This window comes from Pseudomonas sp. MF7453, assembly GCF_016405455.1.
GTDB lineage: Bacteria > Pseudomonadota > Gammaproteobacteria > Pseudomonadales > Pseudomonadaceae > Aquipseudomonas > Aquipseudomonas paralactis.
This window is the reverse complement of the sequence record NZ_JAEKCN010000028.1, coordinates 1-24,236: the sequence shown is the minus strand read 5'-3', so window position 1 is coordinate 24,236 and position 24,236 is coordinate 1. Positions and strand designations below refer to the sequence as shown.

The following is a 24,236-nucleotide window of genomic DNA, read 5'->3' as shown; positions in this document are numbered from 1 at the left end:
GCGGCGCGCTATTCATCGCCCTCTGTGTCGGATCCGCCGCTGACGGAGTCCCGGTTGGGATTGATCGGCGGGGGTTGTAAAGCTTCCGGTACATCGAAATTTACCGTCGTGCGGTTGTAGTAACTGCGCAGCATGGCGATCGCCGCGGGCGAGAACGGGTTGCCGCTGAGGTCGAAGCCCTGGGCTCTGTCTGCATCCATTTCAAGCAGGTCGCTGGGTAGCTCGCTAATCTGGTTGTTGCGCAAGCTCACTTGATCAAGCGATGGCAGGTTGAATATTCCGTTCGGCACTTGCGTGAGGCCGGCTTCTTCGATCATCAAACCTGTCAGTCCCGACATTTTGCTGATGTCGGGCGCGACGCCCAGCGGGTTATGACTCAGGTCCAGGTACTCAAGGTTTTGCAGGTCGCTCAGGGCGTCGGCGCTGGTGGTGGTCAAGCGAATATGGTTGTTTGAAAGGCTCAGTGACTTGAGTTTGGGTAGTTTGAACACGGCGCCAGGAATGTCGTTCAAGGCATAGCGGTAGATCAGCAGGCTTTCCAGGTTGGGAAAGTGCTCGAGAAATCCCTGGGGAATCGACGTAGTTTCCTCTGCTCTCAATTCCAGCTTCGAAATGTGCTCGAAATCGATATTCAATGACGGTAGATCGCCTAGCGGCGCCAGCGTCACTTCCATTTCGTGGGAGGCGGCGGACGGCTCTTGATCGAAGTCCAGAGCGGTTTCCCGTCGCCAGGCTGCTTCCAGCACTGTTTTGAGTTCGTCTCGCACCAACTGCTGCTGAGCCTGGGCTTGCTCGTCCAGTGGTGCCCTCGTACGCGGATGCTGCGCCGGCACACTCACTATCCATTCCTGCAAATCGGCTTGAAGACGCTCGTAGTCCGCTTTCAAGCGCACCAAGTGTGCCATTGAGTCGTCCAGGCCGCCGGGCAGCCTGAAGATGAAGTTATTCGCCTGGTCGACGCTGTACTTGGGGTAAAGCGCTTGCACCATAAGCCTCTGCGCGGGGTTGGCATCAGCACCAAAATGTTCGCCGGTTGCCTGGCAATAGGCTTTGATCCTCTGCAGCGTGGCGCGTGAGAACCCGTTGCCTGACAGGTTAAAGGCTTTGGCGGCATTGCCTGGCAGCTGGAAGATCAAATCAGGCAGCCGACTCAAATAGTTGTTGCTCAGATCGGCGCTGATTAGTTGGGGGCGATTGAGCAAGTTCTCGGGAAACAGGGAGATATGGGTTCCGCTCAGGTTCAGCGTCTGTAGTTCGGGCATGTGCCCAAGGTTGGGAGACCGTGACAGCTGATTGTTGTTGGACAGGTCCAGGCTTTTGAGTCCTGTGAAGGGATCAAGGTCTGCGCGGTTTTGCAGGGTCAGGTTGCAGTTGCGCAGCGTCAGTCTGTCAAGGTGAGAAAGTGCGATGACCTCGGGAGGAATTGTGTTGAGGGCAACGTCGCTCAGATGCAGCGTACGTAGGTTGGGGAAGTGGGTGAGGAAACCTGGCGCTCCCCGGGTAGTGGAGTAACCCTTTAGCGTCAAACTGGAAATGTGATCGAAGTTTGCATTGAGTACAGGCAGTTCGCCGTGTATGGGGTAGCCAAGGTTCAGTGTGCGTCCGATTGCGTGGTCAGTATCGATCGGCGTTTCATGGCGCCAGCCGCGGAGCAGTTCTTGTGTCCATATCCAGCGGTGCAGTTCCGCTTCGGCGACCGTGGAAGGGGGCAGCGGGGCATCGGTGTTGAGAGAGGCCTGCAAGAGGGTCGAGCGCCAGGCCATCAGATCGGTTTTGAGTCGTAAAAGCTCGTTTTTCAGGTAGCGGAGCGTCTGTAAGGGAGTGCTGGGATAGCTGTTCAAAATGTCCAGTGTCTGAACCAGCTCTTGCGGGCTCAGGCCAGGGTACAGCTCGTGTAACAACGCCAACTCGGGGGTGCCGCCGGCCTCTGGCGGTGTGGCGGGGTAGCCTTCCATGCCGCCGGGCAGGTGCATCAGCCTGGGGTCGTAGGCAGGTTTGCGCACTGGATCCTGGGCCAACAGCGCGCCGAGCGCTTCACGTGTCAGGGGGCGCTGGCTCAAGGTTTGCCGCAGCAACGGACCCTGGCCGATATGAATGCCCAGCGCATCGCGCTGAGTGTCAGGCAGGGCCTGCAGGACGGCAGTGTAAAAATCCGTTTCGGCAAGCACCATGCCTTTTTCGTCTTCGGGGATGTACTCGCCTTCGATGGTACGCACCAGGGTGCGTTTGATCGGTGCTTCAGGAGCGCCGATTGCATCGTGCAGCTTGCCGGTTCGCTTGAAATCGCGCACTTCCAGGCGCACAGACGGCGACCAGCCCGGCAGGTTTTCCAGCGAGTGCAGGGCGAGGCGGTGGGTGTCGCTGTTTTCCAGAGCGGTCATGTACAACCCTTCATGCGCCCGGCTGATTCGAACGTGATGAGCGGCCCAGCGTGCTCGCTCAAGTACCGGTGCGGGTACCTTGCCTTGGTCGATGTCCAGCAACTGCTGGCCGGTGGAGCAGCGTAATACGTCTTCGGCGGCGCTCGTTGGCAGGCCGGGCGCGGCGTCGATGATGGTTTGCAGGCGTGCGTCAGCGGTTATCTCCAGCCCGCGATAATGCGAGTCGAACAGCGAGGCGCGGCTTTTCTGAGCGGCGCGTGCCAGTTGTTTGCGCAGTTTGGCGGTGCGTGCAGGCAGGGTGGGCGTGGGGCTGAACGGCTCTTCAAGCAAGGTTTTGCGTTCCGACTCGTTCAAGGTTTCCAGCACGATCGTCAGCAAATCGCCGTTGTTCATCTGGGCTTCGTGTATCTGTGCCACGGCGGCGTTTTTATGGCCTTTGTGCTCCCAGACGGTTTCACCTTTGGCGTTGAGAAACCGCAGGGTCTTGGATTCGGGCCATAGGCCCGTCTGGCTCAGCAGCCACAGTTGGGTTTGGGGATCAGCCTTCTGATACATCGCAGGGTCATCGCTGTTCATCTGGTCGATGAAAGTTTGCAACTGTTCATCGATCCGGATGCGCTTGAGTGTGTCGGCCAACAGCGGCGGCGGCGGTTGGTGGTCCACGTACAGTTTGCGCAGGACGTCATCATTGGTCTCGCTGATGCGACTGGCTCTTTCAAGACCGGCTTCGCTGATACCTTCGGCAGATGGGCCGAGCCGGCGCAGCAAGGTGGTGCGATTCCAGGTCAACGGGCGATCCACAGGCGTCAACCAGGCGCCCTTGCCATTGCTCAAAACCCGCGGGCGGTAGGCGTGGGCGCGCGTCGGATGTTCAAGGCTAGCGTTGCCCGAGGGTTGCTTGATGGAAAAATATTGCCCGTCCAGCGCCAGGATCTGCTTGTGTTGATGGGCATGTAATCCCTGCGGGCTGGGGCGCGACCCCGGCACCAGTTGAATGTCATGGGCGTAGGGCGCGAGATCAGGGTTCCACAGACGGGTTTTACGGTCGGTGGTCACCGCAGTGAGTCTGTCAAAGAAGTCCCATAGCGCCTTCGGTAGCGTCTGTCGCAACAACTGTTCGGCTATCGGTGCGCCGACCGCGAACATGCCCAATTGGACCATTTGCTCAAGGATCGACATCAGGTGCCCGAATGCCTGGCGCTTGAGCCCTTCGGCCCAGTCGAGGACGCCTTCGAACACATCGTCGAGCAGTTGATAGGCGGTATAGCCGAGCATCAGTAAGCCCAGCGGCGGGACAAAGGGTGTTGCGATGAAGGCGGCGATTTCGAGAATGGCTTCACCGATTTTCTGCACAACCTCCCAGCGCCGCCAGCGAGCATTTCTGTCAGCGTCGGCGGTGGGAATGGCCGTTACGCGAGCATCGTTGAGCAACTTATCAAGCTTGTTCTCATACAGGTGTTCGTACAGGTCGTTGGTGATTTTCGTCGCATAGAATTGCAGGTTGGTTTTGGCCGCGGGTTCGTCACGCCAGACAGGGCGGGGGTCGCCTGAAACATGCTCGTGCCAGACGACCTGTGATAAGCGGCTGTTGAGATCGGCAAAGAAGTAGCCACGCTGTTCATGCCTGACGAAACGGCTGAAAAACGCCTGATAGTCGGCGCTGCGCAGTTTGTTCGCCAGGTCCTGCATGAAGGCCTGACCGTTGGCGTAATACTTGAGCGGCGATTGCGGGTCGCCCGGAATATAGGCCACCATCGGGACTGCGCTGCGATTGGACTCCAGGTCGGCGGCGAACAGCACGATGCCGGTCAAGGGGGCGTTCATCAGGCTAAGGTCATGGCACAGCAACGGCCTGCCGTTCAGGTCGCCGATCAGGTTTTTGAGAACGTTGCGCAGTGCATTGAACGCTTGGGGCGATACATCTTTTTTCAGCTGCGCCATATGCAAGCTGGCTTGGGCGTCGGCTTTCAGGCTATTGATGACCTTTTGGCGCAGTTGAGCCTTGATCGCCGCGTCATTGAAGCCCAAAAGGTTCTTGAGGTAGCGTTGGTATTGCTTGCCGACATCCAGCGTGCGGCATAACCCAATGAATTGCGCGATGCTGATCTTCTCGCGTAATTGGGGCAGCGTGGTGAACTGCCCGGTGGCGGAGGGCTGAGTAATGAATGTCGACTCTTTGGCATAGGCCGTTGGCTTGCCTTCGCCCGCATCAAAGTTGTGCAATGCCGCCTCCACCAGTGAAACCGTCCAGGTTTTGGCGCCAGTTTCTATGGGAAGCAGCGGTGTGGTCTGTGGGATATACAAGCGCAGGTAAACAGCGCTGACGTCGCAGTCGGCGTCAAACTGCTGCTTGAGTGCCTGTTGCAGCAAGGGTGCGGCAAATGCTTGCGGGGATTGGAGCGTGGACAGGGCGCTGTCGACTTGGTTTTGCGCCTTCCAACTGTTCTCCAGTGCCTTCTTGGCGGGAGCTTGCTGGGTGCGGTTGGCATCGCCATACCAATCGGCGAATTCAGTTGGGCTGTTTTTCAGGGCCTGGCGCCGGGCACTTGAGGCGTTCCCTAGCCATTTCGGCAGGCGGGGAGTGACCCCGGCAGGCGCTACGGCTGCGACCTGTGCGAGGTGTTGGGAGAGCGAGGTTTGAGTTGGGGTGGGCATGGGCTGGATCTTCATTGAGTTGAGGCAGCGACATCACACCAACTTTGATGCAGCGCTGGAGCATATATAGTGATGCCCGCAACGAAACCCGCAGACCTCGCCCCTGTCTGCCTTGCGTATTGAGGCCGTGCTGCATGGAACGCAGGTAGGCGAGGCTGGATCGTTAGGGCGTGCCAACCCTTTCGCCGCATGATCCTGACGTAAACCTGCCGCAGCGTTTAAACTGCGCCATTGCGACGCTATTTGTCGCATTGGCGTAAACCCGCGAAAAACGCGGGTTGGCGCTATAAGAAGTTGTCGCTTGGCGACAAGGCCCCACTGAAAACTGTCCTTACAATCCCTGCATCGCCCGCCAGTTCCAGGCAGGCGTTCCTCTTCAGGAGACTCCGATGTCCGTTGAGCAAGCCCCGGTGCAACGTGCCGATTTCGACCAGGTGATGGTGCCCAACTACGCACCTGCTGCCTTCATTCCTGTGCGTGGCCAAGGTTCGCGCGTTTGGGACCAGGCCGGTCGCGAGCTGATCGACTTTGCCGGCGGCATCGCGGTTAACGTTCTGGGCCACGCCCATCCGGCACTGGTCGGTGCCTTGACCGAACAGGCCAACAAACTCTGGCATGTCTCCAACGTGTTCACCAATGAGCCGGCGCTGCGCCTGGCCCACAAGCTGATCGACGCCACCTTTGCCGAGCGCGTGTTCTTCTGCAACTCCGGCGCCGAAGCCAACGAGGCCGCCTTCAAGCTGGCCCGTCGCGTGGCATTCGACCGTTTTGGCAGCGAGAAGTACGAGATCATCGCCGCGCTGAACAGCTTCCACGGCCGTACCCTGTTCACCGTCAACGTCGGTGGCCAGTCGAAGTACTCCGATGGTTTCGGGCCTAAAATCACCGGCATCACCCACGTTCCTTATAACGACCTGGCTGCGCTGAAAGCGGCGGTGACCGATAAGACCTGCGCCGTGGTTCTGGAACCGATCCAGGGCGAAGGCGGCGTACTGCCAGCCGAACTGGCTTACCTGCAAGGCGCCCGCGAACTGTGCGACACCCACGATGCGCTGCTGGTATTCGACGAAGTGCAAACCGGCATGGGCCGCAGCGGCCACCTGTTTGCCTACCAGCATTACGGCGTGACGCCGGACATCCTCACCAGCGCCAAGAGCCTGGGCGGCGGCTTCCCGATTGCGGCGATGCTCACCCGTGAAGACTTGGCCAAGCACTTGGTGGTCGGCACCCACGGCACCACCTACGGCGGCAACCCGCTGGCGTGCGCGGTAGCGGAAGCGGTGATCGACGTGATCAACACCCCAGAAGTGCTGGCGGGGGTGAATGCCAAGCACGACCTGTTCAAGGCGCGCCTGGAGCAGATCGGCAAGCAGTACGGCATCTTCACCCAAGTGCGTGGCATGGGCTTGTTGATCGGTTGCGTACTCAGCGATGCCTTCAAAGGTAAGGCCAAGGACGTGTTCAACGCGGCCGAAAAAGAAAATTTGATGATCCTGCAAGCCGGTCCGGACGTGGTGCGTTTTGCGCCGAGCCTGGTGGTGGAAGAGGCGGACATCAACGAAGGTTTGGATCGTTTTGAGCGTGCTGTGAAGACGTTGACGCAAGCCTGATAGCGACACATTTTATTGGCCGGACCTGAACAAATGTGGGAGCTGGCTTGCCTGCGATAGCATCACCTCGGTGCCGTTGATATACCGAGTTGCCTGTATCGCCGGCAAGCCAGCTCCCACATGGATCTGCTTACACATTGAGACCGATGTGTATCCGGGGCCTGTGTCCGGCATTTTTTCCTCTGTGAGTTTTCGAGTTAAGGAGTGACACCATGCTGGTGATGCGCCCCGCGCAAATGGCTGATCTGGGCGAGGTACAGCGTCTGGCTGCGGACAGCCCGATTGGTGTTACTTCCTTGCCGGATGATGTGGAACGCCTGAGCGACAAGATCGCCGCCAGCGAAGCTTCTTTCGCGGCCGAGGTAAGTTTCAACGGTGAAGAGAGCTATTTCTTCGTGCTGGAAGACACCGAGACCGGCAAACTCGCCGGCTGCTCGGCTATCGTAGCCTCGGCGGGTTACTCCGAGCCGTTCTATAGCTTTCGTAACGAAACCTTCGTGCACGCCTCCCGCGAGCTGAAGATCCATAACAAGATCCACGTGCTCTCCCAGTGCCACGACCTTACCGGCAACAGCCTGCTCACCAGCTTTTATGTGGTGCCTGAGCTGGTCGGTTCGCCGTGGTCGGAACTCAATTCCCGTGGCCGACTGCTGTTTGTCGCCAGCCATCCCGAGCGCTTTGCCGACTCGGTGGTGACCGAGATTGTCGGCTACAGCGACGAGAACGGCGATTCACCGTTCTGGGATGCCATTGGCCGCAACTTCTTCGACCTCAACTACGCCGCCGCCGAGCGCCTGTGCGGGCTGAAAAGCCGTACCTTCCTCGCCGAGTTGATGCCGCACTATCCGATCTACGTGCCGCTGCTGCCGGACGAAGCCCAAGAGGCCATGGGCCAAGTGCACCCGCGTGCGCAGATCACCTTCGACATCCTGATGCGCGAAGGCTTCGAGACCGATCACTACATCGACATCTTCGACGGTGGCCCGACGCTGCACGCACGGGTGTCGGGCATTCGCTCGATTGCCCAGAGCCGCGTGGTGCCGGTGAAGATCGGCGAGATGGTCAAGGGCGTCGGTCGTCAGTACCTGGTGAGCAACGCGCAGTTGCAGGATTACCGTGCGGTGATGCTGGAGCTGGACTACGCGCCCGGCAAGCCAGTGACCCTGGACCTGGCGGCCGCCGAAGCCCTGGGCGTTGGCGAAGGCGCGAGCGTGCGTTTGGTTGCGGTATAAAAACAGAGTTTCGCGGGTGGCTGACAACAGCGGCCCGTTCGAGGAGATAGCATGATCGTTCGTCCCGTACGCAGCAGCGATTTACCGGCCCTGATTGATCTGGCGCGCAGCACCGGCACCGGCCTCACCACCTTGCCGGCCAACGAAGAGCGCCTGACCCACCGGGTTGGCTGGGCGGAAAAAACCTTTCGCGGTGAAGCCGGGCGCGGCGATGCCGATTACCTGTTCGTGCTGGAAAACGACGAAGGCCGCGTGGTGGGTATTTCTGCCATTGCCGGTGCCGTGGGCCTGCGTGAGCCCTGGTACAACTTCCGGGTCGGGCTGACCGTCAGCGCCTCCCAGGAGCTGAATATCTACCGCGAGATTCCGACGCTGTTTTTGGCCAACGATCTCACCGGCAATTCCGAATTGTGCTCGTTGTTTTTGCACGCCGATTACCGCAACGGGCTTAACGGGCGCATGTTGGCCAAGGCGCGCATGTTGTTTATCGCCGAATTCCCGCAGTTGTTCGGCAACAAGATCATTGCCGAGATGCGCGGCGTATCCAACGACGCCGGGCGTTCGCCGTTCTGGGAAAGCCTGGGCCGCCACTTCTTCAAGATGGAGTTCAGCCAGGCCGACTACCTGACCGGTGTGGGCAACAAGGCGTTTATCGCCGAGCTGATGCCGAAGTTTCCGCTGTACAGCTGCTTCCTGTCCGAGGATGCGCGCAATGTGATCGGCAAGGTCCATCCGGACACCGAGCCGGCCTTGAGCATGCTCAAGAGCGAAGGCTTCAGCTACCAGGGCTACGTGGATATTTTCGACGCCGGCCCGGCTGTGGAATGTGAAACCAGCAAAATCCGTGCGGTGCGCGACAGCCAGTCGCTGGTGTTGGCCATCGGCACGCCGGGGGACGACGCCACGCCGTTCCTGATCCATAACCGCAAACGTGAAGACTGCCGCATTACTGCAGCACCGGCCCGCCTGGCGGCAGGTACTCTGGTGGTCGATCCTCAGACTGCCAAGCGCTTGCAGCTGGTGGTGGGTGATCAAGTGCGCGCCGTACCGTTGTCTGCTGCTCGGGAGTCCAAGTAATGAATTCGCTGTATATCGCAGGTAGCTGGCTGGCTGGCCAGGGTGAACTGTTCGAATCGCGCAACCCGGTGACCCAGCAGGTGCTGTGGGCCGGTAACGGCGCTACCGCCGAGCAGGTTGAGTCTGCCGTGCAGGCGGCGCGCCAGGCATTCCCCGCGTGGGCTCGTCTGCCGTTGGAAGATCGCATCAGCGTGCTGGAAACCTTTGCCAACACCCTCAAAAGCCGTGCCGATGAAATCGCTCGCTGCATTGGTGAGGAAACCGGTAAACCCTTGTGGGAATCGGCTACTGAAGTCACCAGCATGGCCAACAAGATCGCGATCTCGGTGCAGAGCTATCGTGAACGCACCGGCGAAAAGAGCGGCCCATTGGGCGACGCCACCGCGGTATTACGTCACAAGCCTCACGGTGTGGTGGCGGTGTTCGGCCCTTACAACTTCCCTGGGCATTTGCCCAACGGCCATATCGTCCCGGCCTTGCTGGCCGGTAATACCGTGTTGTTCAAACCCAGCGAGCTGACCCCGAAAGTGGCCGAGCTCACCGTGCAATGCTGGATCGAAGCTGGCCTGCCGGCGGGTGTGTTGAACCTGTTGCAAGGCGCGCGGGAAACCGGCATCGCTCTGGCCGCCAACCCTGGCATAGACGGCTTGTTCTTCACCGGTTCCAGCCGCACCGGCAACCATCTGCATCAGCAGTTCTCGGGGCGCCCGGACAAAATCCTCGCCCTGGAGATGGGCGGCAATAACCCGCTGGTTGTGGACGAAGTGGCCGACGTGGATGCGGCCGTTTACACCATTATCCAGTCGGCGTTTATTTCCGCTGGCCAGCGTTGCACCTGCGCCCGTCGCCTGTTGGTGCCTCAAGGCGCCTGGGGCGATGCGTTGCTGGCGCGTCTGGTAGCGGTCAGCGCGACCATTGACGTGGGGGCCTTCGACCAGCAACCGGCGCCGTTTATGGGCTCGGTGATTTCCCTGGCGGCGGCCAAGACGTTGATGGACGCCCAGGCGCTTATGTTGGCCAATGGGGCTGTGGCGCTGTTGGAGATGACTCAACCCCAGGATCAGGCAGCGTTGCTCACCCCAGGCATTATCGACGTGACGGGCGTGGCCGAGCGCGAAGACGAAGAACTCTTCGGCCCACTGTTGCAAGTGATTCGCTACGCGGATTTTGCCGCCGCAATCGCTGAGGCCAACAACACCCAATACGGCCTGGCCGCTGGCCTGCTGTCGGACAGCCAAGCGCGTTACCAGCAGTTCTGGCTGGAAAGCCGCGCCGGTATCGTCAACTGGAACAAGCAGTTGACCGGCGCCGCCAGTACCGCACCATTTGGCGGGGTAGGGGCCTCGGGTAACCACCGCGCCAGTGCTTATTACGCGGCGGATTATTGCGCGTACCCGGTGGCGTCGCTGGAAACGCCAAGCCTGGTCGTGCCAGCCACGTTGACCCCTGGCATAACACTCAAGTGAAGGTGACACCGATCTAAGGTGGGAGCTGGCTTGTCGGATCGCCGCATCGCTGCGATGGCATCACCTCGGTCTGGCTGAAAGACCGAGTCGCCTGCATCGCAGGCAAGCCAGCTCCCACACTGGGTCGGGTTAACAGATATAGACTGCAGTTGATGCCTATAAAAACAGATGTTCGTGGAGCCTCGCCGATGAAATCCTGTGAAGTCAATTTTGACGGTCTAGTGGGGCCGACCCATAACTACGGCGGTTTGTCCTTCGGCAACGTCGCGTCCCAAAGTAACAGCCAGCAGTCTTCCAACCCCAAGGAAGCGGCGCTGCAGGGCTTGCAGAAAATGAAGGCCCTGATGGACATGGGTTTTGTGCAAGGTGTGTTGGCCCCTCAGGAACGTCCGGATGTGGCCGCGTTGCGCAACCTCGGTTTCAGTGGCACTGACGCTCAGGTGATCCAGCAGGCGGCCAAGCAGGCCATGCCGTTGCTGGTCGCCAGTTGCTCGGCATCCAGCATGTGGGTCGCCAACGCGGCGACTGTCAGCCCAAGCGCCGACACCGCAGATGGCCGCGTGCATTTCACCGCCGCCAACCTCAATTGCAAATATCACCGCAGCATCGAACACCCCACCACCAGCCGCGTACTGGGTGCGATGTTTGCCGACGCCAAGCATTTCGCCCACCACGCCGCGTTGCCGGCGGTGGCGCAGTTTGGCGATGAAGGCGCGGCCAACCACACGCGCTTTTGCCGTGAATACGGTGAGGCTGGTGTTGAGTTCTTCGTGTTTGGCCGCAGTGCCTTCGATAGCCGTTATCCAGCGCCGCAGAAGTACCCGGCACGCCAGACCCTTGAAGCCTCGCAAGCCGTTGCACGCCTGCACGGTCTGAAAGATGACGGCGTGGTCTATGCCCAGCAGAACCCGGCGGTGATCGACGCAGGCGTGTTCCACAACGATGTGATCGCAGTGGGTAACGGTGAAGTGCTGTTCTATCACGAGGATGCATTCCTCAACACCGAACAGATGCTCGCCGAACTGCACGGCAAGCTGGGCAAGCTGGGCGGCAACTTCCAGTCCATCTGTGTGCCCCGTGCCCAGGTCAGTGTTGAAGACGCTGTGCGTTCCTACCTGTTCAACAGCCAGTTACTGACCCGCGCTGACGGCTCGATGCTGCTGATCGTGCCGGAAGAATGCCGCGCCAATGAGCGCGTATGGCATTACCTCAAGGGCTTGACCAACTCCGGTGGCCTGATCCGCGAAGTCAAAGTGTTCGACCTCAAGCAAAGTATGCAAAACGGCGGCGGCCCGGCGTGCCTGCGCTTGCGCGTTGCCTTGAACGAAACCGAACTGGCGGCGGTGAATCCAGGCGTTATCATGACCGCGCCGCTGTACGACACCCTGACCCAATGGGTCAACAAGCACTACCGCGACAGCCTGCGCGAAACCGACCTGGCTGACCCGCAGTTGCTGCTTGAGTGCCGGACGGCACTGGATGAACTGACGCAAATCCTTAAACTGGGCTCGGTTTATCCTTTCCAGATCAATTAACGCCATACGGCTGAGATATTTTATTTATGACCGACACCCTGAAGCTGATCCTTGAAGACACCGACGGCACCCAGCTGGAAACCTCCTGCACCCGCGTCGCCGTGGTCTGGCAGGGCAAGGAGATCTGGATCCAGCACGATGGCCGTGGCCAGTTGCTGATCGGTGTGGACGTGGAGGAGGGCGACGCCGAGTACGCCAACCTGCTGATGCGCCCGTTGGCGACCAACCTGATGAGCCTGCAACTGGAAATGGAACCGGCCGACGTTGAAGGTGATGACGACGATCACGTCCATGGTCCTGGCTGCAACCACTAAGGAAGCTGCTTATGCTCGCCCTCGGCAAACTGCTTGAACTGACCCTCGCCGGTCGCGAACCGGCGCAAAAAATTCAACTGACTGTCGACGGCGTGCAGATGCGCTGGCTCAGCGAGGGCGCGCTTGAAGTGCGCCCTCCTGAAGCCCGGGACAATGGCAGCGACCTGCTGCTGTCGTCCGGCATCCATGGCAACGAAACCGCGCCGATCGAATTGCTCGACCGCCTGTTGCATGGCATTGCCCGCGGGGAAATCAAACCCCGTTCCCGTATTCTGTTCCTGTTCGGCAACCCCGAGGCCATGCGCCGCGGCGAGCGTTATCTCGAACTGGACATCAACCGGCTGTTCAACGGCCGGCATGAAAGCAACATTGGCCCTGAGGCCATGCGCGCTGCCGAACTTGAGCAACTGGCGCGCAGTTTTTTCAGCCAGCCCGGCCGGTCACGCCTGCACTACGACCTGCACACCGCGATTCGTGGTTCGAAGATCGAGCAGTTTGCCCTCTACCCGTGGAAGGAAGGGCGTCAACATTCGCGCCGTGAACTGGCGCGTCTGAACGCCGCCGGTATGCAAGCGGTGTTGCTGCAGAACAAAACCTCGATCACCTTCACTGCGTTTACCTATGAACAGCTGGAAGCCGAAGCCTTCACCCTGGAACTGGGCAAGGCCCGGCCGTTCGGGCAGAACCAGGGCGTGGACGTGTCCCGTCTGGAGGCGCGCCTTACGCACATCATTGAAGGCAACGAGCCGCCGACCGAAAGCCTGGACGGCCTGCAACTGTTTGCCGTCTCTCGCGAGGTCATCAAGCACAGCGATGCCTTCCTGATGCACCTGCCGGCGGACGTGGAAAACTTTTCGCAATTGGATAAGGGTTATCTGCTGGCCGAAGACGTGGCCAAGACCCGCTGGGTGATCGAGGAGGAGGGCGCCCGCATTATCTTCCCCAACCCAAAGGTGAAGAACGGCTTGCGCGCCGGGATATTGATCGTGCCAACCACGGATGCTGGCCTGGCCTGAGAGCCGAGGCTGGCTCAGTCCAATGTGGGAGCTGGCTTGCCTGCGATAGCATCACCTGGGTATCACTGATACACCCAGGTGTCTGCATCGCAGACAAGCCAGCTCCCACACTGGTTTGCGGTGAGGCTTAGATTTAGACCGCTACCGCACGCGGCTCGCTACGACGGATCGCGCGCACTTTGTGCAGGGTGTCGGCGCAGGTGCGCGCAGCTTCCTGACCCTTGTGCACGAAGTGCTCATAGAAGAACGTGGTGTGTTCGCTGCCGGCGTGGAAATGATGCGGCGTCAGGGACACCGAGAACACCGGCACTTCGGTCTCCAGTTGAACCTGCATCAAACCGCTGACCACCGATTGGGCGACGAATTCGTGACGGTAGATACCACCGTCCACCACCAGTGCGGCGGCGACGATGCCCGCATAGCGACCGGTCTTGGCCAGCAGCTTGGCGTGCAGGGGCAGTTCAAAGGCACCGCCGACTTCAAAAAAGTCGATGTCCGATTCCTGGTAGCCCTGGGCGATCATTTCGGCGAGGAAGCCTTTGCGCGATTGGTCGACGATATCCTTGTGCCAGCAGGCCTGGATAAACGCGACACGCTCGCCGTGGTGGTTTTTGCTTTTGCTGTCGATTGCGGTGGGTTGCATGTTCTGACTCCTGTTTAAGAAAAAAACAGGGCGTTATGAATCGAATGGGATTTGAGGGTGCGCGTGCGCAAACAGGCGCGCGGCCCTTAGGTGCCAATCCCGTTCTCTCTTCATCCGGACTATGACCGTCGGCCCCGGGATCACACCGGGTCTGCTGACCTTGTCGCCGTCCTGCCGAGGCAGTTCAAGGCGCCAAGCGCTCGCGGGCTATGCACATTGCGTGCAATTACCGCCGGTGGGGAATTGCACCCCGCCCTGAGAACGTTGCCGCCAGAACCCTGGCGGCGGAGAGTTTTTAACACGGTTTTTCAAAAACTGCACGGTTGCCGTATCGATAAGCTATATCGGTTTGTTTGGTTGGTATTCGATTGAATGCATGGGGGGCTTGATATTGCGTGGCTTTGCCCGCAGTAATCACACACAAAAGGACTTATCCATTCCGTTAGAGGCCCCCTTCATGACCGTGATTGACCTGCGCAGCGACACCGTGACCCAACCCACCCCCGGTATGCTCGACGCGATGGCCTGTGCCGTCAGCGGTGATGACGTCTATGGCGAAGACCCCAGCGTCAACATGCTGGAGGCTGAACTGGCCAAGCGCCTGGGTTTCGCTGCGGCGTTGTTCGTACCCACCGGCACCATGAGCAACCTGCTGGCATTGATGGCTCATTGTGAGCGCGGCGAGGAATATATCGTCGGCCAGCAGGCCCATACCTACAAGTACGAGGGCGGCGGGGCGGCGGTGCTGGGTTCGATCCAGCCGCAGCCGCTGGAAGTGCAGGCGGACGGTTCTCTGGACCTTGACCACGTGCTGGCGGCGATCAAGCCTGATGATTTCCACTTTGCCCGCACGCGCTTGCTGGCGCTGGAAAACACCATGCAGGGCAAGGTCCTGCCGATGGAGTACCTGGCCAGTGCGCGAGCGTTTACCCGTGAACATGGCCTCGCGCTGCATCTGGACGGCGCGCGGATCTACAACGCGGCGGTCAAACTGGGGGTGGACGCGCGTGACATCGCCAAGCATTTCGATTCGGTATCGGTGTGCCTGTCCAAGGGCCTTGGGGCGCCAGTCGGCTCGGTGCTGTGCGGTTCCACGGCGTTGATCGCCAAGGCCCGGCGCCTGCGCAAGATGGTCGGTGGCGGTATGCGCCAGGCGGGTTCGCTGGCGGCGGCGGGGCTGTATGCCCTCGATCATCAGGTACAACGCCTGGCCGAGGACCACGCCAACGCGCAGTGGCTGGGGGATGAGCTGCGCAAGGCCGGTTATACGGTGGAGCCGGTGCAGACCAACATGGTCTATGTGCAAATCGGCGACCAGGCGCAAGCGTTGAAAGCCTTTGCCGCAGAGCGTGGGATCAAGTTGAGCGCCGCGCCGCGCCTGCGTATGGTCACGCATCTGGATGTCAGCCGGGCACAGATCGAGCAAGTCGTGCAGGCATTTGTCGCATTTTCGCAGAAATGACAGTGCAGGCCGTCTAATTGACTGTTTCTATCACATAAACACGCTGTACCACCGGCAAAGGGCCGATATAATGCGGCCCTTTGCCGTCGCTCCGTCTGATGATGTTGCGCACTGGCCTTTGGCCGCAGCCTCCGTGGAAGAACCTAATGAAAAGCGCAGAAATCCGTGAAGCCTTCCTTCGCTTCTTCGAAGAGCAAGGTCACACCCGTGTAGCCTCCAGCTCCTTGATCCCAGGCAATGACCCCACCCTGCTGTTCACTAACGCGGGGATGAACCAGTTCAAGGACTGTTTCCTGGGTCAGGAAAAGCGCGCCTATACCCGCGCCACCAGCAGCCAGAAGTGCGTACGCGCCGGCGGCAAGAACAGCGATCTGGAAAACGTCGGTTACACCGCGCGTCACCACACATTCTTCGAAATGTTGGGTAACTTCAGCTTCGGCGACTATTTCAAGAAGGACGCGATCACCTTCGCCTGGACCTTCCTGACCGATGTGCTGAAGCTGCCCAAGGAAAAACTCTGGGTTACCGTCTATGCGACGGACGACGAAGCCTATGACATCTGGACCCAGCAAATCGGTGTGCCTGCCGAGCGCATGATTCGTATCGGCGACAACAAGGGCGCGCCTTATGCGTCCGATAACTTCTGGACCATGGGAGATACCGGCCCGTGCGGTCCTTGCACCGAGATTTTCTACGATCACGGCGCGGACATCTGGGGAGGCCCTCCGGGCTCGCCGGATGAAGACGGTGACCGTTACATCGAAATCTGGAACAACGTGTTCATGCAGTTCAACCGCACCGCCGATGGCGTGTTGCATCCGCTGCCGGCGCCGTCGGTAGACACCGGCATGGGCCTGGAGCGGATCAGTGCGGTCATGCAGCACGTTCATTCCAACTACGAAATCGACCTGTTCACCAACCTGCTGAGCGCTTCGGCTGCGGCCATTGGTTGCGCCAATGAAGGCCAGTCGTCGCTCAAGGTGGTGTCGGACCACATCCGTTCCTGCGGCTTCCTGATTGCCGATGGTGTGTTGCCGTCCAACGAAGGGCGTGGCTACGTGCTGCGTCGCATTATCCGCCGCGCCTGCCGTCACGGTAACAAGCTGGGTGCCACCGGCAGCTTCTTCTACAAAATCGTGGCTGCACTGGTTGCCGAGATGGGCGATGCCTTCCCGGAACTCAAGCAGCAGCAAAGCAATATCGAGCGGGTGCTCAAGGCCGAGGAAGAGCAGTTCTCCAAGACGCTGGAGCATGGCCTGAAGATTCTTGAGCAGGACCTGGCTGAGCTCAAAGGCACCGTGGTGCCGGGCGACGTGGTGTTCAAGCTTTACGACACCTACGGTTTCCCGATGGACCTGACGGCCGACATCGCCCGTGAGCGTGAGCTGACCATCGATGAGGCGGGTTTCGAGCGTGAAATGGAAGCCCAGCGTGTGCGAGCGCGTTCCGCCAGCTCCTTTGGCCTGGACTACAACACCCTGGTCAAGGTTGACGTGCCCACCGAGTTCATCGGCTACAAGGCTACCGCCGGCTCGGCCAAGATCGTCGCCATCTATAAAGACGGCAAGTCGGTCGATGTATTGAACGAAGGCGAAGAAGCCGTGGTGGTACTGGATCAGACCCCGTTCTACGCCGAGTCGGGTGGCCAGATCGGCGATTGTGGTTTCCTCAGCTCGACCTCCGGCCGTTTCGAGGTGCGCGACACCACCAAGACTGGCGGTGCTTTCCTGCATCACGGTGTGTTGGTGTTGGGCAGCCTGACCGTCGGTGCGCCTGTGGATACCCAGGTTGATGCCGAGGTACGCCACGCCACTGCATTGAACCACTCGGCCACTCACTTGCTGCACGCGGCCTTGCGCCAAGTGCTGGGTGAGCACGTTCAGCAAAAGGGCTCGTTGGTCGACAGCCAGCGCCTGCGCTTTGACTTCAGCCACTTTGAAGCGATCAAGCCTGAGCAGATCAAGGCGCTGGAAGATATTGTCAACGCCGAGGTGCGCAAGAATACGCCGGTAGAGACTGAAGAAACCGACATCGAAACCGCCAAGGCCAAGGGTGCCATGGCGCTGTTTGGCGAGAAGTACGGCGATGAAGTGCGCGTACTGAGCATGGGCGGTAGCTTCTCGGTGGAACTGTGTGGTGGTATCCACGCCAACCGTACCGGCGATATCGGCCTGCTGAAAATCATCAGCGAAGGCGGTGTGGCGTCCGGTGTGCGTCGTATCGAGGCGGTGACCGGTGCTGCGGCCCTGGCTTACCTCAATGCCGCCGAAGAACAACTCAAGGAAGCGGCCAGCCTGGTCAAGGGCAGCCGTGACAATCTGATCGACAAACTGTCTGCCGTGCTGGAGCGCAACCGCGCGCTGGAGAAACAGCTGGAGCAGTTGCAGGCCAAGGCGGCCAGCGCTGCGGGCGATGATCTGTCAGCCTCGGCGGTTGACGTCAAGGATGTAAAAGTTCTGGCGGCGCGCCTGGATGGTCAGGACGGCAAGGCGTTGTTGGCCTTGGTCGATCAGTTGAAGAACAAGCTCGGCCGCGCAGTGATCCTGCTCGGCAGTGTCCATGAGGATAAGGTCGTTCTGGTTGCCGGTGTAACCAAGGACCTGACTGGCCAACTCAAAGCCGGTGATTTGATGAAGCAAGCCGCAGCGGCAGTGGGCGGCAAGGGCGGTGGTCGTCCGGACATGGCGCAAGGCGGTGGTGTAGACGCCGGTGCCCTGGACGCGGCCCTGGCCTTGACCGTGCCGTTTGTCGAGGCAGGTATTTAAGGCACTGTTAATCGGCCCGTGGTTTAGTCACGGGCTTGTTCAGTGCGGGTGGATTGGATATTAGGCGCCCCTTTACGGGCTGAGGCGGCTTGGAAATGGCTTTGATCGTACAGAAATTTGGAGGCACCTCGGTCGGCTCTGTAGAAAGAATCGAGCAGGTCGCCGACAAGGTTAAGAAATTCCGCGATGCCGGCGATGACCTGGTAGTGGTGCTGTCCGCCATGAGTGGCGAGACCAATCGCCTGATCGACCTGGCCAAGGCCATCAGTGGGGATCAACAGCCGCTGCCACGTGAGCTGGATGTGATTGTGTCCACGGGCGAGCAGGTGACCATTGCGCTGTTGGCCATGGCCCTGAACAAGCGTGGCGTGCCAGCGGTGTCCTACACGGGCAGCCAGGTGCGCATTCTTACCGACAGCGCACATACCAAGGCGCGCATCCTGCAAATTGATGATCAGAAAATTCGTACTGATCTGAAGGCTGGGCGCGTGGTAGTTGTAGCGGGCTTCCAGGGTGTGGATGAGCAAGGCAACATCACTACCCTGGGGCGTGGCGGTTCCGACACCACTGGCGTGGCATTGGCGGCAGCCCTCAAGGCTGACGAATGCCAGATCTACACCGATGTGGATGGCGTCTACACCACTGACCCGCGCGTCGTGCCAGTGGCCCAGCGCCTCGACAAGATCACCTTTGAAGAAATGCTGGAAATGGCCAGCCTTGGTTCCAAGGTGTTGCAGATTCGTGCGGTGGAGTTTGCCGGCAAGTACAACGTTCCGCTGCGCGTATTGCACAGCTTCAAGGAGGGTCCGGGCACCCTCATTACTATTGATGAAGAGGAATCCATGGAACAGCCGATCATTTCCGGCATCGCTTTCAATCGCGATGAAGCCAAGCTGACGATCCGTGGCGTGCCAGACACCCCGGGCGTGGCTTTCAAGATTCTGGGTCCTGTCAGCGATGCGAATGTTGAAGTCGACATGATCGTGCAGAACGTTTCGCACGATAACACCACCGATTTCACCTTCACCGTGCACCGCAACGAATACGATGCAGCATTGAAAATCCTGCAGAACACGGCGAACGAAATTGGCGCCCGTGAAGTGGTCGGCGATACCAAGATTGCCAAGGTGTCGATCGTAGGCGTGGGGATGCGTTCCCATGCTGGCGTTGCCAGCCGTATGTTCGGTGCCCTTGCCAAAGAAGGTATCAACATCCAGATGATCTCCACCTCGGAAATCAAAGTCTCGGTAGTGCTCGAAGAGAAGTACCTGGAACTGGCTGTACGCGCGCTGCATACCGCTTTTGAGCTTGATGCTCCGGCCCGACAGGGCGAGTGATGTGTTGCCAGGAAGGCGCGGTTTACCGCGCCTTTCATTTTTTTGTGGGGCGCATGTTCTTTTGCGTGGGCTCGACAATACTTAGGCATGTAGGGCTACGGCTTTTGGGTTGTAGGTCGAATGCCTTTTTTTTGCAGACTGTTGTTCCTGAACTGAAATGCGTGAGGAGAAAGGCATGCTGATTCTGACTCGTCGTTGCGCAGAAAGCCTGATTATCGGTGATGGCGAAATCACCGTGACCGTGCTCGGCGTCAAAGGCAATCAAGTGCGTATTGGGGTTAACGCCCCGAAAGAGGTAGCGGTTCACCGCGAGGAAATCTACCTGCGGATCAAGAAAGAGAAGGACGAAGAACCAAGCCTTTAATTTTTATCGTTTTTTATGTTTGCAAACGGGGATGAACGTGGTTAATATACGCCCCGTGTTGCGGAGAGCTGGCCGAGTGGCCGAAGGCGCTCCCCTGCTAAGGGAGTACACCTCAAAAGGGTGTCGGGGGTTCGAATCCCCCGTTCTCCGCCATTATTTGCTTAGTACGTTGCAATCTGGTTTTTTCGGTAAGTTGTTGAAAATACTCGAAAAAATAGCTTTACATAGAGATTGAACGGCCTATAATGCGCGGCAACAAATGCACTCGTAGCTCAGCTGGATAGAGTACTCGGCTACGAACCGAGCGGTCACAGGTTCGAATCCTGTCGAGTGCACCATTTAAGAGTTAGTTGCAGTGATGCAGGTAGCTCGGCTTCAACCAGTTGTGATCTGGTCTAAAAACACAATCTGCACTCGTAGCTCAGCTGGATAGAGTACTCGGCTACGAACCGAGCGGTCACAGGTTCGAATCCTGTCGAGTGCACCATACAAACAAAAAGCCCGCCTAGTGCGGGCTTTTTGCCGTCTGGGGTTTATGTAGGTTTTATCCTGGCGTGCGTCTTTTCATTCTTCCCATGTGTTTTCCTTCTCGTGCGCGTCGTCGCAGTTCTATAGGTGCAGCCAATACTGAACATTGGCTCGCAAGCGCTTGTTCTTTCCAGTTTTTTAACGTTTAAAACGGCCGGGCGGTGTATCATGCGCCCGTCAGCCCCGTCGGGGCTTGTGGAATACCTCCATGGACTTACCCAGTAGTTACTCAGTACCCCGTTTTACCAATCATGAATTGACTGATTGATCCTTCCGGCGTGCCCCGCTGCTGGGAGTGGAGTTCGCCTATGACCGAAGTAGAAGTAAAGAAAACACAAGAAAGCCTGCAGGATCGTCTGGCTCAAGTCATCGAGCTGCTGCAGCGCCAGCGCGTGGTCGAAGACCTCACGCACCGCCAGGAGGGTCCGAACCACGACCGCGTTGAGAACCTGGTGCACCGGCAAAACCTCGTCGAGCTACAACGCAAGCTCGATGACCTGCACTCCGCCGACGTTGCCTACATCCTTGAAGCGTTGCCGCTCGATGATCGACTGACCCTGTGGCAGTTGGTCAAGGCTGATCGCGACGGTGACATTCTCCTGGAGGTGTCTGACTCGGTCCGTGAAACGCTGATCGCCGACATGGATGATCACGAGCTCCTGGCTGCCGCCAAGGAGATGGATGCGGACGAACTGGCCGACCTGGCGCCTGAGCTGCCTCGGGATGTTGTTCATGAGTTGATGGAGGCGCTCGATACGCAGCAACGTGAGCGCGTGCGATCGGCTCTGTCCTACGACGAGGATCAGGTCGGTGCGCTGATGGACTTCGAGATGGTCACCATCCGCGAAGACGTCAGCCTGGAAGTGGTACTGCGTTACCTGCGTCGCCTCAAAGAGCTGCCGGGCCATACCGACAAGCTGTTCGTGGTCGACTATGAGGGCATTCTCAAGGGTGTGTTGCCGATCAAGCGCCTGTTGGTCAATGATCCCGAGAAGAAAGTAGCTGACCTGATGGCCAGCGACACCGTGAGCTTCCATCCCGACGAAGATGCCTACGACGCGGCCCAGGCTTTTGAGCGTTACGACTTGATCTCGGCTCCGGTGGTCGACAAGAACGGTAAATTGATTGGTCGTCTGACCATCGATGAAATCGTTGACTTGATCCGTGAAGAGAGTGAAACCGAAGTCCTCAATATGGCGGGTTTGCGTGAAGAGGAAGATATTTTCGCGTCAGTCTGGCGTTCTCTGCATAACCGTTGGGCTTGGTTGGCGGTTAACCTGATCACAGCGTTTATCGCCTCTCGAGTCATCGGGTTGTTTGAAGGCTCAATTGAAAAGCTGGTGGCGTTGGCGGCGTTGATGCCGATTGTGGCGGGTATCGGCGGTAACTCCGGTAACCAGACTATCACCATGATCGTGCGGGCCATGGCGCTGGATCAGGTGAGTACGGCCAACTCATCACGCCTGCTGCGCAAGGAGTTGGCTGTAGGCCTTATCAACGGCCTGGTCTGGGGGGGAGTGATTGGTGTGGTGGCCTATCTCCTTTATGGCAGTTGGTCCTTGGGGGTGGTGATGACGGCTGCCATGACCTTGAACCTGCTGCTGGCTGCCTTGATGGGGGTATTGATCCCTATGACCTTGGCGCGCCTTGGACGCGATCCGGCCATGGGGGCCAGTGTGATGATTACTGCCATGACTGACAGTGGTGGCTTCTTCATCTTCCTGGGCCTGGCAACGATCTTCCTGCTCTGATCCCTTCTACGGGGGCACATTTGCCCCCGCTTTGCGTCCTATCCCCAAAATTCAGGCAAAAAAAAGCCAGCACATGGCTGGCTTCGGCTTTCAGTGTCAATCAATTGGCTTCTGCGGCCGCCTCAACATCGTGAGCGATAAGCGAGACAAGGGCGTTTTGCTGACGGTGGGAGAGCTGACGAAAACGCTGCAGCAGTTCGCGTTCGTGCAGTGACAGCTCCGGGCTGTCCAGGCGCATGCTCAGCTCTTCACCCAAGGCACCTTCCTGAATAAGGCTTTGTTCCAGGCGTGCGATGATTTCAGAGTTCATGCTGCGGTGATGATTGCGAGCCACCTCGGCAATGCGTTCCCGCATTCCGTCTGGCAGACGTACGACGAATTTGTCAGCCGTACGGCTGGAATAAATTGCCTGTTTCAATGGGCGCATATATTTAACCGGTTAGTTCAGGGGAGCGGTTTCTGGAATTGGCCGCAAGATGAGTGTTAAGACAAGGCTCACGACCAAAGTTCAACCCGAATTGCAAAGAGGCCGCATCATGCCTCAGATTTGCCATTTCATTGGCGTCAATTCTGTGACAAATATTGAACCGCCTAAAGGCTTTGTGCCAGTACTGATTTGCATTTTTGCGGACTGGTTGGAAAACTTTTGCGCTGATGCAGGGCGGGTCCCGGCACTCAAGGCTACGGTGTGTCAGGGTTGAAGGGCGCAGAGCAATATGGCCTTTTGCCCTCAGTCTTTAGCCTAGTGGCAGTTTGCCGATTTGCTAGGGTGAGTCGACATAAGGTAGGGCGAGAGGAGGGCGTTAGCGCAGCAATGGATCGAATTTGATTCGACGGCCAACAATGAGGGCCAGCGTCAGTAGGCTGGCAAACACAGCGCTGACGATGAAGGCTGTGGCTTGAACTCCAGGCGACTCAGTGGCGAAGCCCAGAAAGCCCGTTATGAGGGTCAAGCATAGAAAAAACCAGGCGGGTTTGGACATCGGTAGTTCTCTCAGAAAACCCAGTGCTCGGATGTAGGTGCAGCTTGCGTTTCCCGGGTCAGGAGAACGGGCGACTGCTGGGTGGCAGTTACTACCGCCAGTTGCGGGCGTTGTTGCAAATGATGGGGAAGCGCTTGGCTGATCAATGCGGCATCTTGTGTGTTGACTGGCTGAAAATGGAATATCACCAGTGCGGCCAGAGCCACGGCATTCAGAGCTAATAGTAGGGCGCTGTTCATGGTCATGTTCTCCGTGGTTCTTGGTTCGCTTGGCTTTATGCAAATAACATTGCAGATGCCGTGCCAAGGTAATTTTCCTTTAAAATCAGTTGTTTGCTGTATTTGTGTGTGTGCTCCGGGTTGCAGTTTGCAATGATGGCATTTTGGAGTAGTGCAATTTGCATGATCTCTGTAAGCCTCTGCGTTTGCTGGGTGAGGCTATACAGGTATGCGCAAGGTTTGCCCTACAAGCAAAATGCCTAAGGACGACATGACAAAACCTGCCTCCGCCGTTAAGATGCACGCCGTCTGTCGCTGCTCTCGTCGGTGACGCGCTTGTCATTTGTCCCAGTAGCTCAATTGGATAGAGCATCCCCCTCCTAAGGGGAAGGTTGGCCGTTCGAACCGGCCCTGGGACACCATCTATATATGCTGAACGCCGGCCATGTCGTTTAGTGCTATCTACAAGCCATTCACGTTTGCCTCTGCTGCATTTCCTTCGGTCTGAATCCTGCTTCTGTTGATAGCCTGGCATTTGTTGCGGGTTGCTTTTTTGCGTGAGGAATATCGCTGTCAGCAATGTGCTGGCTCCTTTCTCTATATAGAGAGGTTTACAGAGAGCTTCAGGGCAGGTGCAAAGGATTCCAAAAGGGCGTTTTGAGTTTTTTTATTTAGGGGCTTGACGCAGGTGCCAATCCCTGTAGAATTCGCCTCCCGCTTCGGAGAGATCTTAAGCGCAAGTGGTTGAAGTTGTTGAAGAAATCTTCGAAAACTTCTGAAAATAATCACTTGACAGCAAATGAGGCTGCTGTAGAATGCGCGCCTCGGTTGAGACGAAAGATCTTAACCAACCGCTCTTTAACAACTGAATCAAGCAATTCGTGTGGGTGCTTGTGGAG

17 protein-coding genes, 4 tRNA genes and 1 riboswitch are annotated in these 24,236 nt (G+C 58.4%); of the genes, 16 read left to right on the top strand and 5 right to left on the bottom strand.

The window, feature by feature from the left end; translation table 11 throughout:
- Positions 1–8: 8 nt before the first annotated feature.
- Positions 9–5,036, bottom strand: a complete 5,028-nt coding sequence (locus tag JFT63_RS27720) for a leucine-rich repeat domain-containing protein (protein WP_198845191.1) — start codon at positions 5,034–5,036, stop codon at positions 9–11.
- A 389-nt stretch (positions 5,037–5,425) separates the two neighbouring features.
- On the opposite strand from JFT63_RS27720, the gene JFT63_RS27715 reads away from it, so the two are divergent.
- The 7 genes from JFT63_RS27715 (at position 5,426) to astE (ending at position 13,286) form a co-directional block, all read left to right on the top strand.
- Positions 5,426–6,646, top strand: a complete 1,221-nt coding sequence (locus JFT63_RS27715; protein WP_054922319.1) for an aspartate aminotransferase family protein — start codon at positions 5,426–5,428, stop codon at positions 6,644–6,646.
- A 212-nt stretch (positions 6,647–6,858) separates the two neighbouring features.
- Positions 6,859–7,878 carry an arginine/ornithine succinyltransferase subunit alpha gene (gene aruF / locus JFT63_RS27710; protein WP_003175655.1) on the top strand — a complete coding sequence of 340 codons (1,020 nt, stop codon included), beginning with the start codon at positions 6,859–6,861 and terminating at the stop codon, positions 7,876–7,878.
- 51 nt (positions 7,879–7,929) lie between these two features.
- Positions 7,930–8,955 (top strand): arginine N-succinyltransferase, encoded by a 1,026-nt coding sequence (gene astA, locus JFT63_RS27705; protein WP_057704173.1) that lies wholly within the window; start codon positions 7,930–7,932, stop codon positions 8,953–8,955.
- Complete coding sequence (astD, locus tag JFT63_RS27700; RefSeq protein ID WP_198845190.1) at positions 8,955–10,421, top strand: succinylglutamate-semialdehyde dehydrogenase; 1,467 nt, start codon at positions 8,955–8,957, stop codon at positions 10,419–10,421. The genes astA and astD overlap by 1 nt, the downstream gene beginning before the upstream one ends.
- Before the next feature lie 188 nt (positions 10,422–10,609).
- Positions 10,610–11,956 carry an N-succinylarginine dihydrolase gene (gene astB, locus JFT63_RS27695; protein ID WP_186563050.1) on the top strand — a complete coding sequence of 449 codons (1,347 nt, stop codon included), beginning with the start codon at positions 10,610–10,612 and terminating at the stop codon, positions 11,954–11,956.
- Positions 11,957–11,982: 26 nt separating this feature from the next.
- On the top strand, positions 11,983–12,270 hold the full coding sequence (locus JFT63_RS27690; RefSeq protein ID WP_003175651.1) for a hypothetical protein: 288 nt from the start codon (positions 11,983–11,985) through the stop codon (positions 12,268–12,270).
- Positions 12,271–12,281: 11 nt separating this feature from the next.
- A complete protein-coding gene (gene astE / locus JFT63_RS27685; protein WP_198845189.1) occupies positions 12,282–13,286 on the top strand; it encodes a succinylglutamate desuccinylase in 1,005 nt (334 codons plus the stop codon).
- A gap of 133 nt (positions 13,287–13,419) precedes the next feature.
- On the opposite strand, the gene JFT63_RS27680 is transcribed toward astE, so the two are convergent.
- Positions 13,420–13,929 (bottom strand): 6,7-dimethyl-8-ribityllumazine synthase, encoded by a 510-nt coding sequence (locus tag JFT63_RS27680; RefSeq protein WP_032879834.1) that lies wholly within the window; start codon positions 13,927–13,929, stop codon positions 13,420–13,422.
- 97 nt (positions 13,930–14,026) lie between these two features.
- A riboswitch (FMN riboswitch) is annotated at positions 14,027–14,196 on the bottom strand.
- Between the two features lie 190 nt (positions 14,197–14,386).
- Between JFT63_RS27680 and ltaE the strand changes: the two genes are divergently transcribed.
- The 8 genes from ltaE to mgtE all read left to right on the top strand — a co-directional run bounded on the left by ltaE (position 14,387) and on the right by mgtE (position 22,136).
- Positions 14,387–15,391, top strand: coding sequence for a low-specificity L-threonine aldolase (ltaE, locus tag JFT63_RS27675; RefSeq protein ID WP_198708319.1), 1,005 nt, complete (start codon positions 14,387–14,389; stop codon positions 15,389–15,391).
- Positions 15,392–15,537: 146 nt separating this feature from the next.
- Positions 15,538–18,156: an alanine--tRNA ligase gene (gene alaS, locus JFT63_RS27670; protein WP_057704168.1), complete on the top strand. Its 2,619-nt coding sequence runs from the start codon at positions 15,538–15,540 to the stop codon at positions 18,154–18,156.
- Positions 18,157–18,251: 95 nt separating this feature from the next.
- A complete protein-coding gene (locus tag JFT63_RS27665; protein ID WP_057704167.1) occupies positions 18,252–19,493 on the top strand; it encodes an aspartate kinase in 1,242 nt (413 codons plus the stop codon).
- Between the two features lie 175 nt (positions 19,494–19,668).
- Positions 19,669–19,857, top strand: coding sequence for a carbon storage regulator CsrA (gene csrA, locus JFT63_RS27660; RefSeq protein WP_003175645.1), 189 nt, complete (start codon positions 19,669–19,671; stop codon positions 19,855–19,857).
- A gap of 62 nt (positions 19,858–19,919) precedes the next feature.
- Positions 19,920–20,010: transfer RNA gene (locus JFT63_RS27655), tRNA-Ser, on the top strand.
- A gap of 108 nt (positions 20,011–20,118) precedes the next feature.
- A tRNA-Arg gene (locus JFT63_RS27650) sits at positions 20,119–20,195 on the top strand.
- A 72-nt stretch (positions 20,196–20,267) separates the two neighbouring features.
- Positions 20,268–20,344, top strand: a tRNA-Arg gene (locus JFT63_RS27645).
- 349 nt (positions 20,345–20,693) lie between these two features.
- Complete coding sequence (gene mgtE, locus JFT63_RS27640) at positions 20,694–22,136, top strand: magnesium transporter (RefSeq protein WP_005790606.1); 1,443 nt, start codon at positions 20,694–20,696, stop codon at positions 22,134–22,136.
- A 100-nt stretch (positions 22,137–22,236) separates the two neighbouring features.
- Here mgtE and JFT63_RS27635 read toward each other — a convergent pair whose 3' ends face one another.
- The 3 genes from JFT63_RS27635 to JFT63_RS27625 form a co-directional block, all read right to left on the bottom strand.
- Positions 22,237–22,563 carry an Arc family DNA-binding protein gene (locus JFT63_RS27635; RefSeq protein WP_003193592.1) on the bottom strand — a complete coding sequence of 109 codons (327 nt, stop codon included), beginning with the start codon at positions 22,561–22,563 and terminating at the stop codon, positions 22,237–22,239.
- Between the two features lie 376 nt (positions 22,564–22,939).
- Positions 22,940–23,119, bottom strand: coding sequence for a PA3371 family protein (locus JFT63_RS27630; protein ID WP_057704166.1), 180 nt, complete (start codon positions 23,117–23,119; stop codon positions 22,940–22,942).
- A gap of 11 nt (positions 23,120–23,130) precedes the next feature.
- Positions 23,131–23,358 carry a hypothetical protein gene (locus tag JFT63_RS27625; protein WP_198845188.1) on the bottom strand — a complete coding sequence of 76 codons (228 nt, stop codon included), beginning with the start codon at positions 23,356–23,358 and terminating at the stop codon, positions 23,131–23,133.
- 324 nt (positions 23,359–23,682) lie between these two features.
- Between JFT63_RS27625 and JFT63_RS27620 the strand changes: the two genes are divergently transcribed.
- Positions 23,683–23,759: transfer RNA gene (locus JFT63_RS27620), tRNA-Arg, on the top strand.
- Positions 23,760–24,236: the final 477 nt, after the last annotated feature.

Coding starts and splice junctions, on each gene's coding strand:
- JFT63_RS27720 (WP_198845191.1), bottom strand. CDS start 5,036: ATGCCCACCCCAACTCAAACCTCGCTCTCCCAACACCTCGCACAGGTC.
- JFT63_RS27715 (WP_054922319.1), top strand. CDS start 5,426: ATGTCCGTTGAGCAAGCCCCGGTGCAACGTGCCGATTTCGACCAGGTG.
- aruF (WP_003175655.1), top strand. CDS start 6,859: ATGCTGGTGATGCGCCCCGCGCAAATGGCTGATCTGGGCGAGGTACAG.
- astA (WP_057704173.1), top strand. CDS start 7,930: ATGATCGTTCGTCCCGTACGCAGCAGCGATTTACCGGCCCTGATTGAT.
- astD (WP_198845190.1), top strand. CDS start 8,955: ATGAATTCGCTGTATATCGCAGGTAGCTGGCTGGCTGGCCAGGGTGAA.
- astB (WP_186563050.1), top strand. CDS start 10,610: ATGAAATCCTGTGAAGTCAATTTTGACGGTCTAGTGGGGCCGACCCAT.
- JFT63_RS27690 (WP_003175651.1), top strand. CDS start 11,983: ATGACCGACACCCTGAAGCTGATCCTTGAAGACACCGACGGCACCCAG.
- astE (WP_198845189.1), top strand. CDS start 12,282: ATGCTCGCCCTCGGCAAACTGCTTGAACTGACCCTCGCCGGTCGCGAA.
- JFT63_RS27680 (WP_032879834.1), bottom strand. CDS start 13,929: ATGCAACCCACCGCAATCGACAGCAAAAGCAAAAACCACCACGGCGAG.
- ltaE (WP_198708319.1), top strand. CDS start 14,387: ATGACCGTGATTGACCTGCGCAGCGACACCGTGACCCAACCCACCCCC.
- alaS (WP_057704168.1), top strand. CDS start 15,538: ATGAAAAGCGCAGAAATCCGTGAAGCCTTCCTTCGCTTCTTCGAAGAG.
- JFT63_RS27665 (WP_057704167.1), top strand. CDS start 18,252: ATGGCTTTGATCGTACAGAAATTTGGAGGCACCTCGGTCGGCTCTGTA.
- csrA (WP_003175645.1), top strand. CDS start 19,669: ATGCTGATTCTGACTCGTCGTTGCGCAGAAAGCCTGATTATCGGTGAT.
- mgtE (WP_005790606.1), top strand. CDS start 20,694: ATGACCGAAGTAGAAGTAAAGAAAACACAAGAAAGCCTGCAGGATCGT.
- JFT63_RS27635 (WP_003193592.1), bottom strand. CDS start 22,563: ATGCGCCCATTGAAACAGGCAATTTATTCCAGCCGTACGGCTGACAAA.
- JFT63_RS27630 (WP_057704166.1), bottom strand. CDS start 23,119: ATGTCCAAACCCGCCTGGTTTTTTCTATGCTTGACCCTCATAACGGGC.
- JFT63_RS27625 (WP_198845188.1), bottom strand. CDS start 23,358: ATGAACAGCGCCCTACTATTAGCTCTGAATGCCGTGGCTCTGGCCGCA.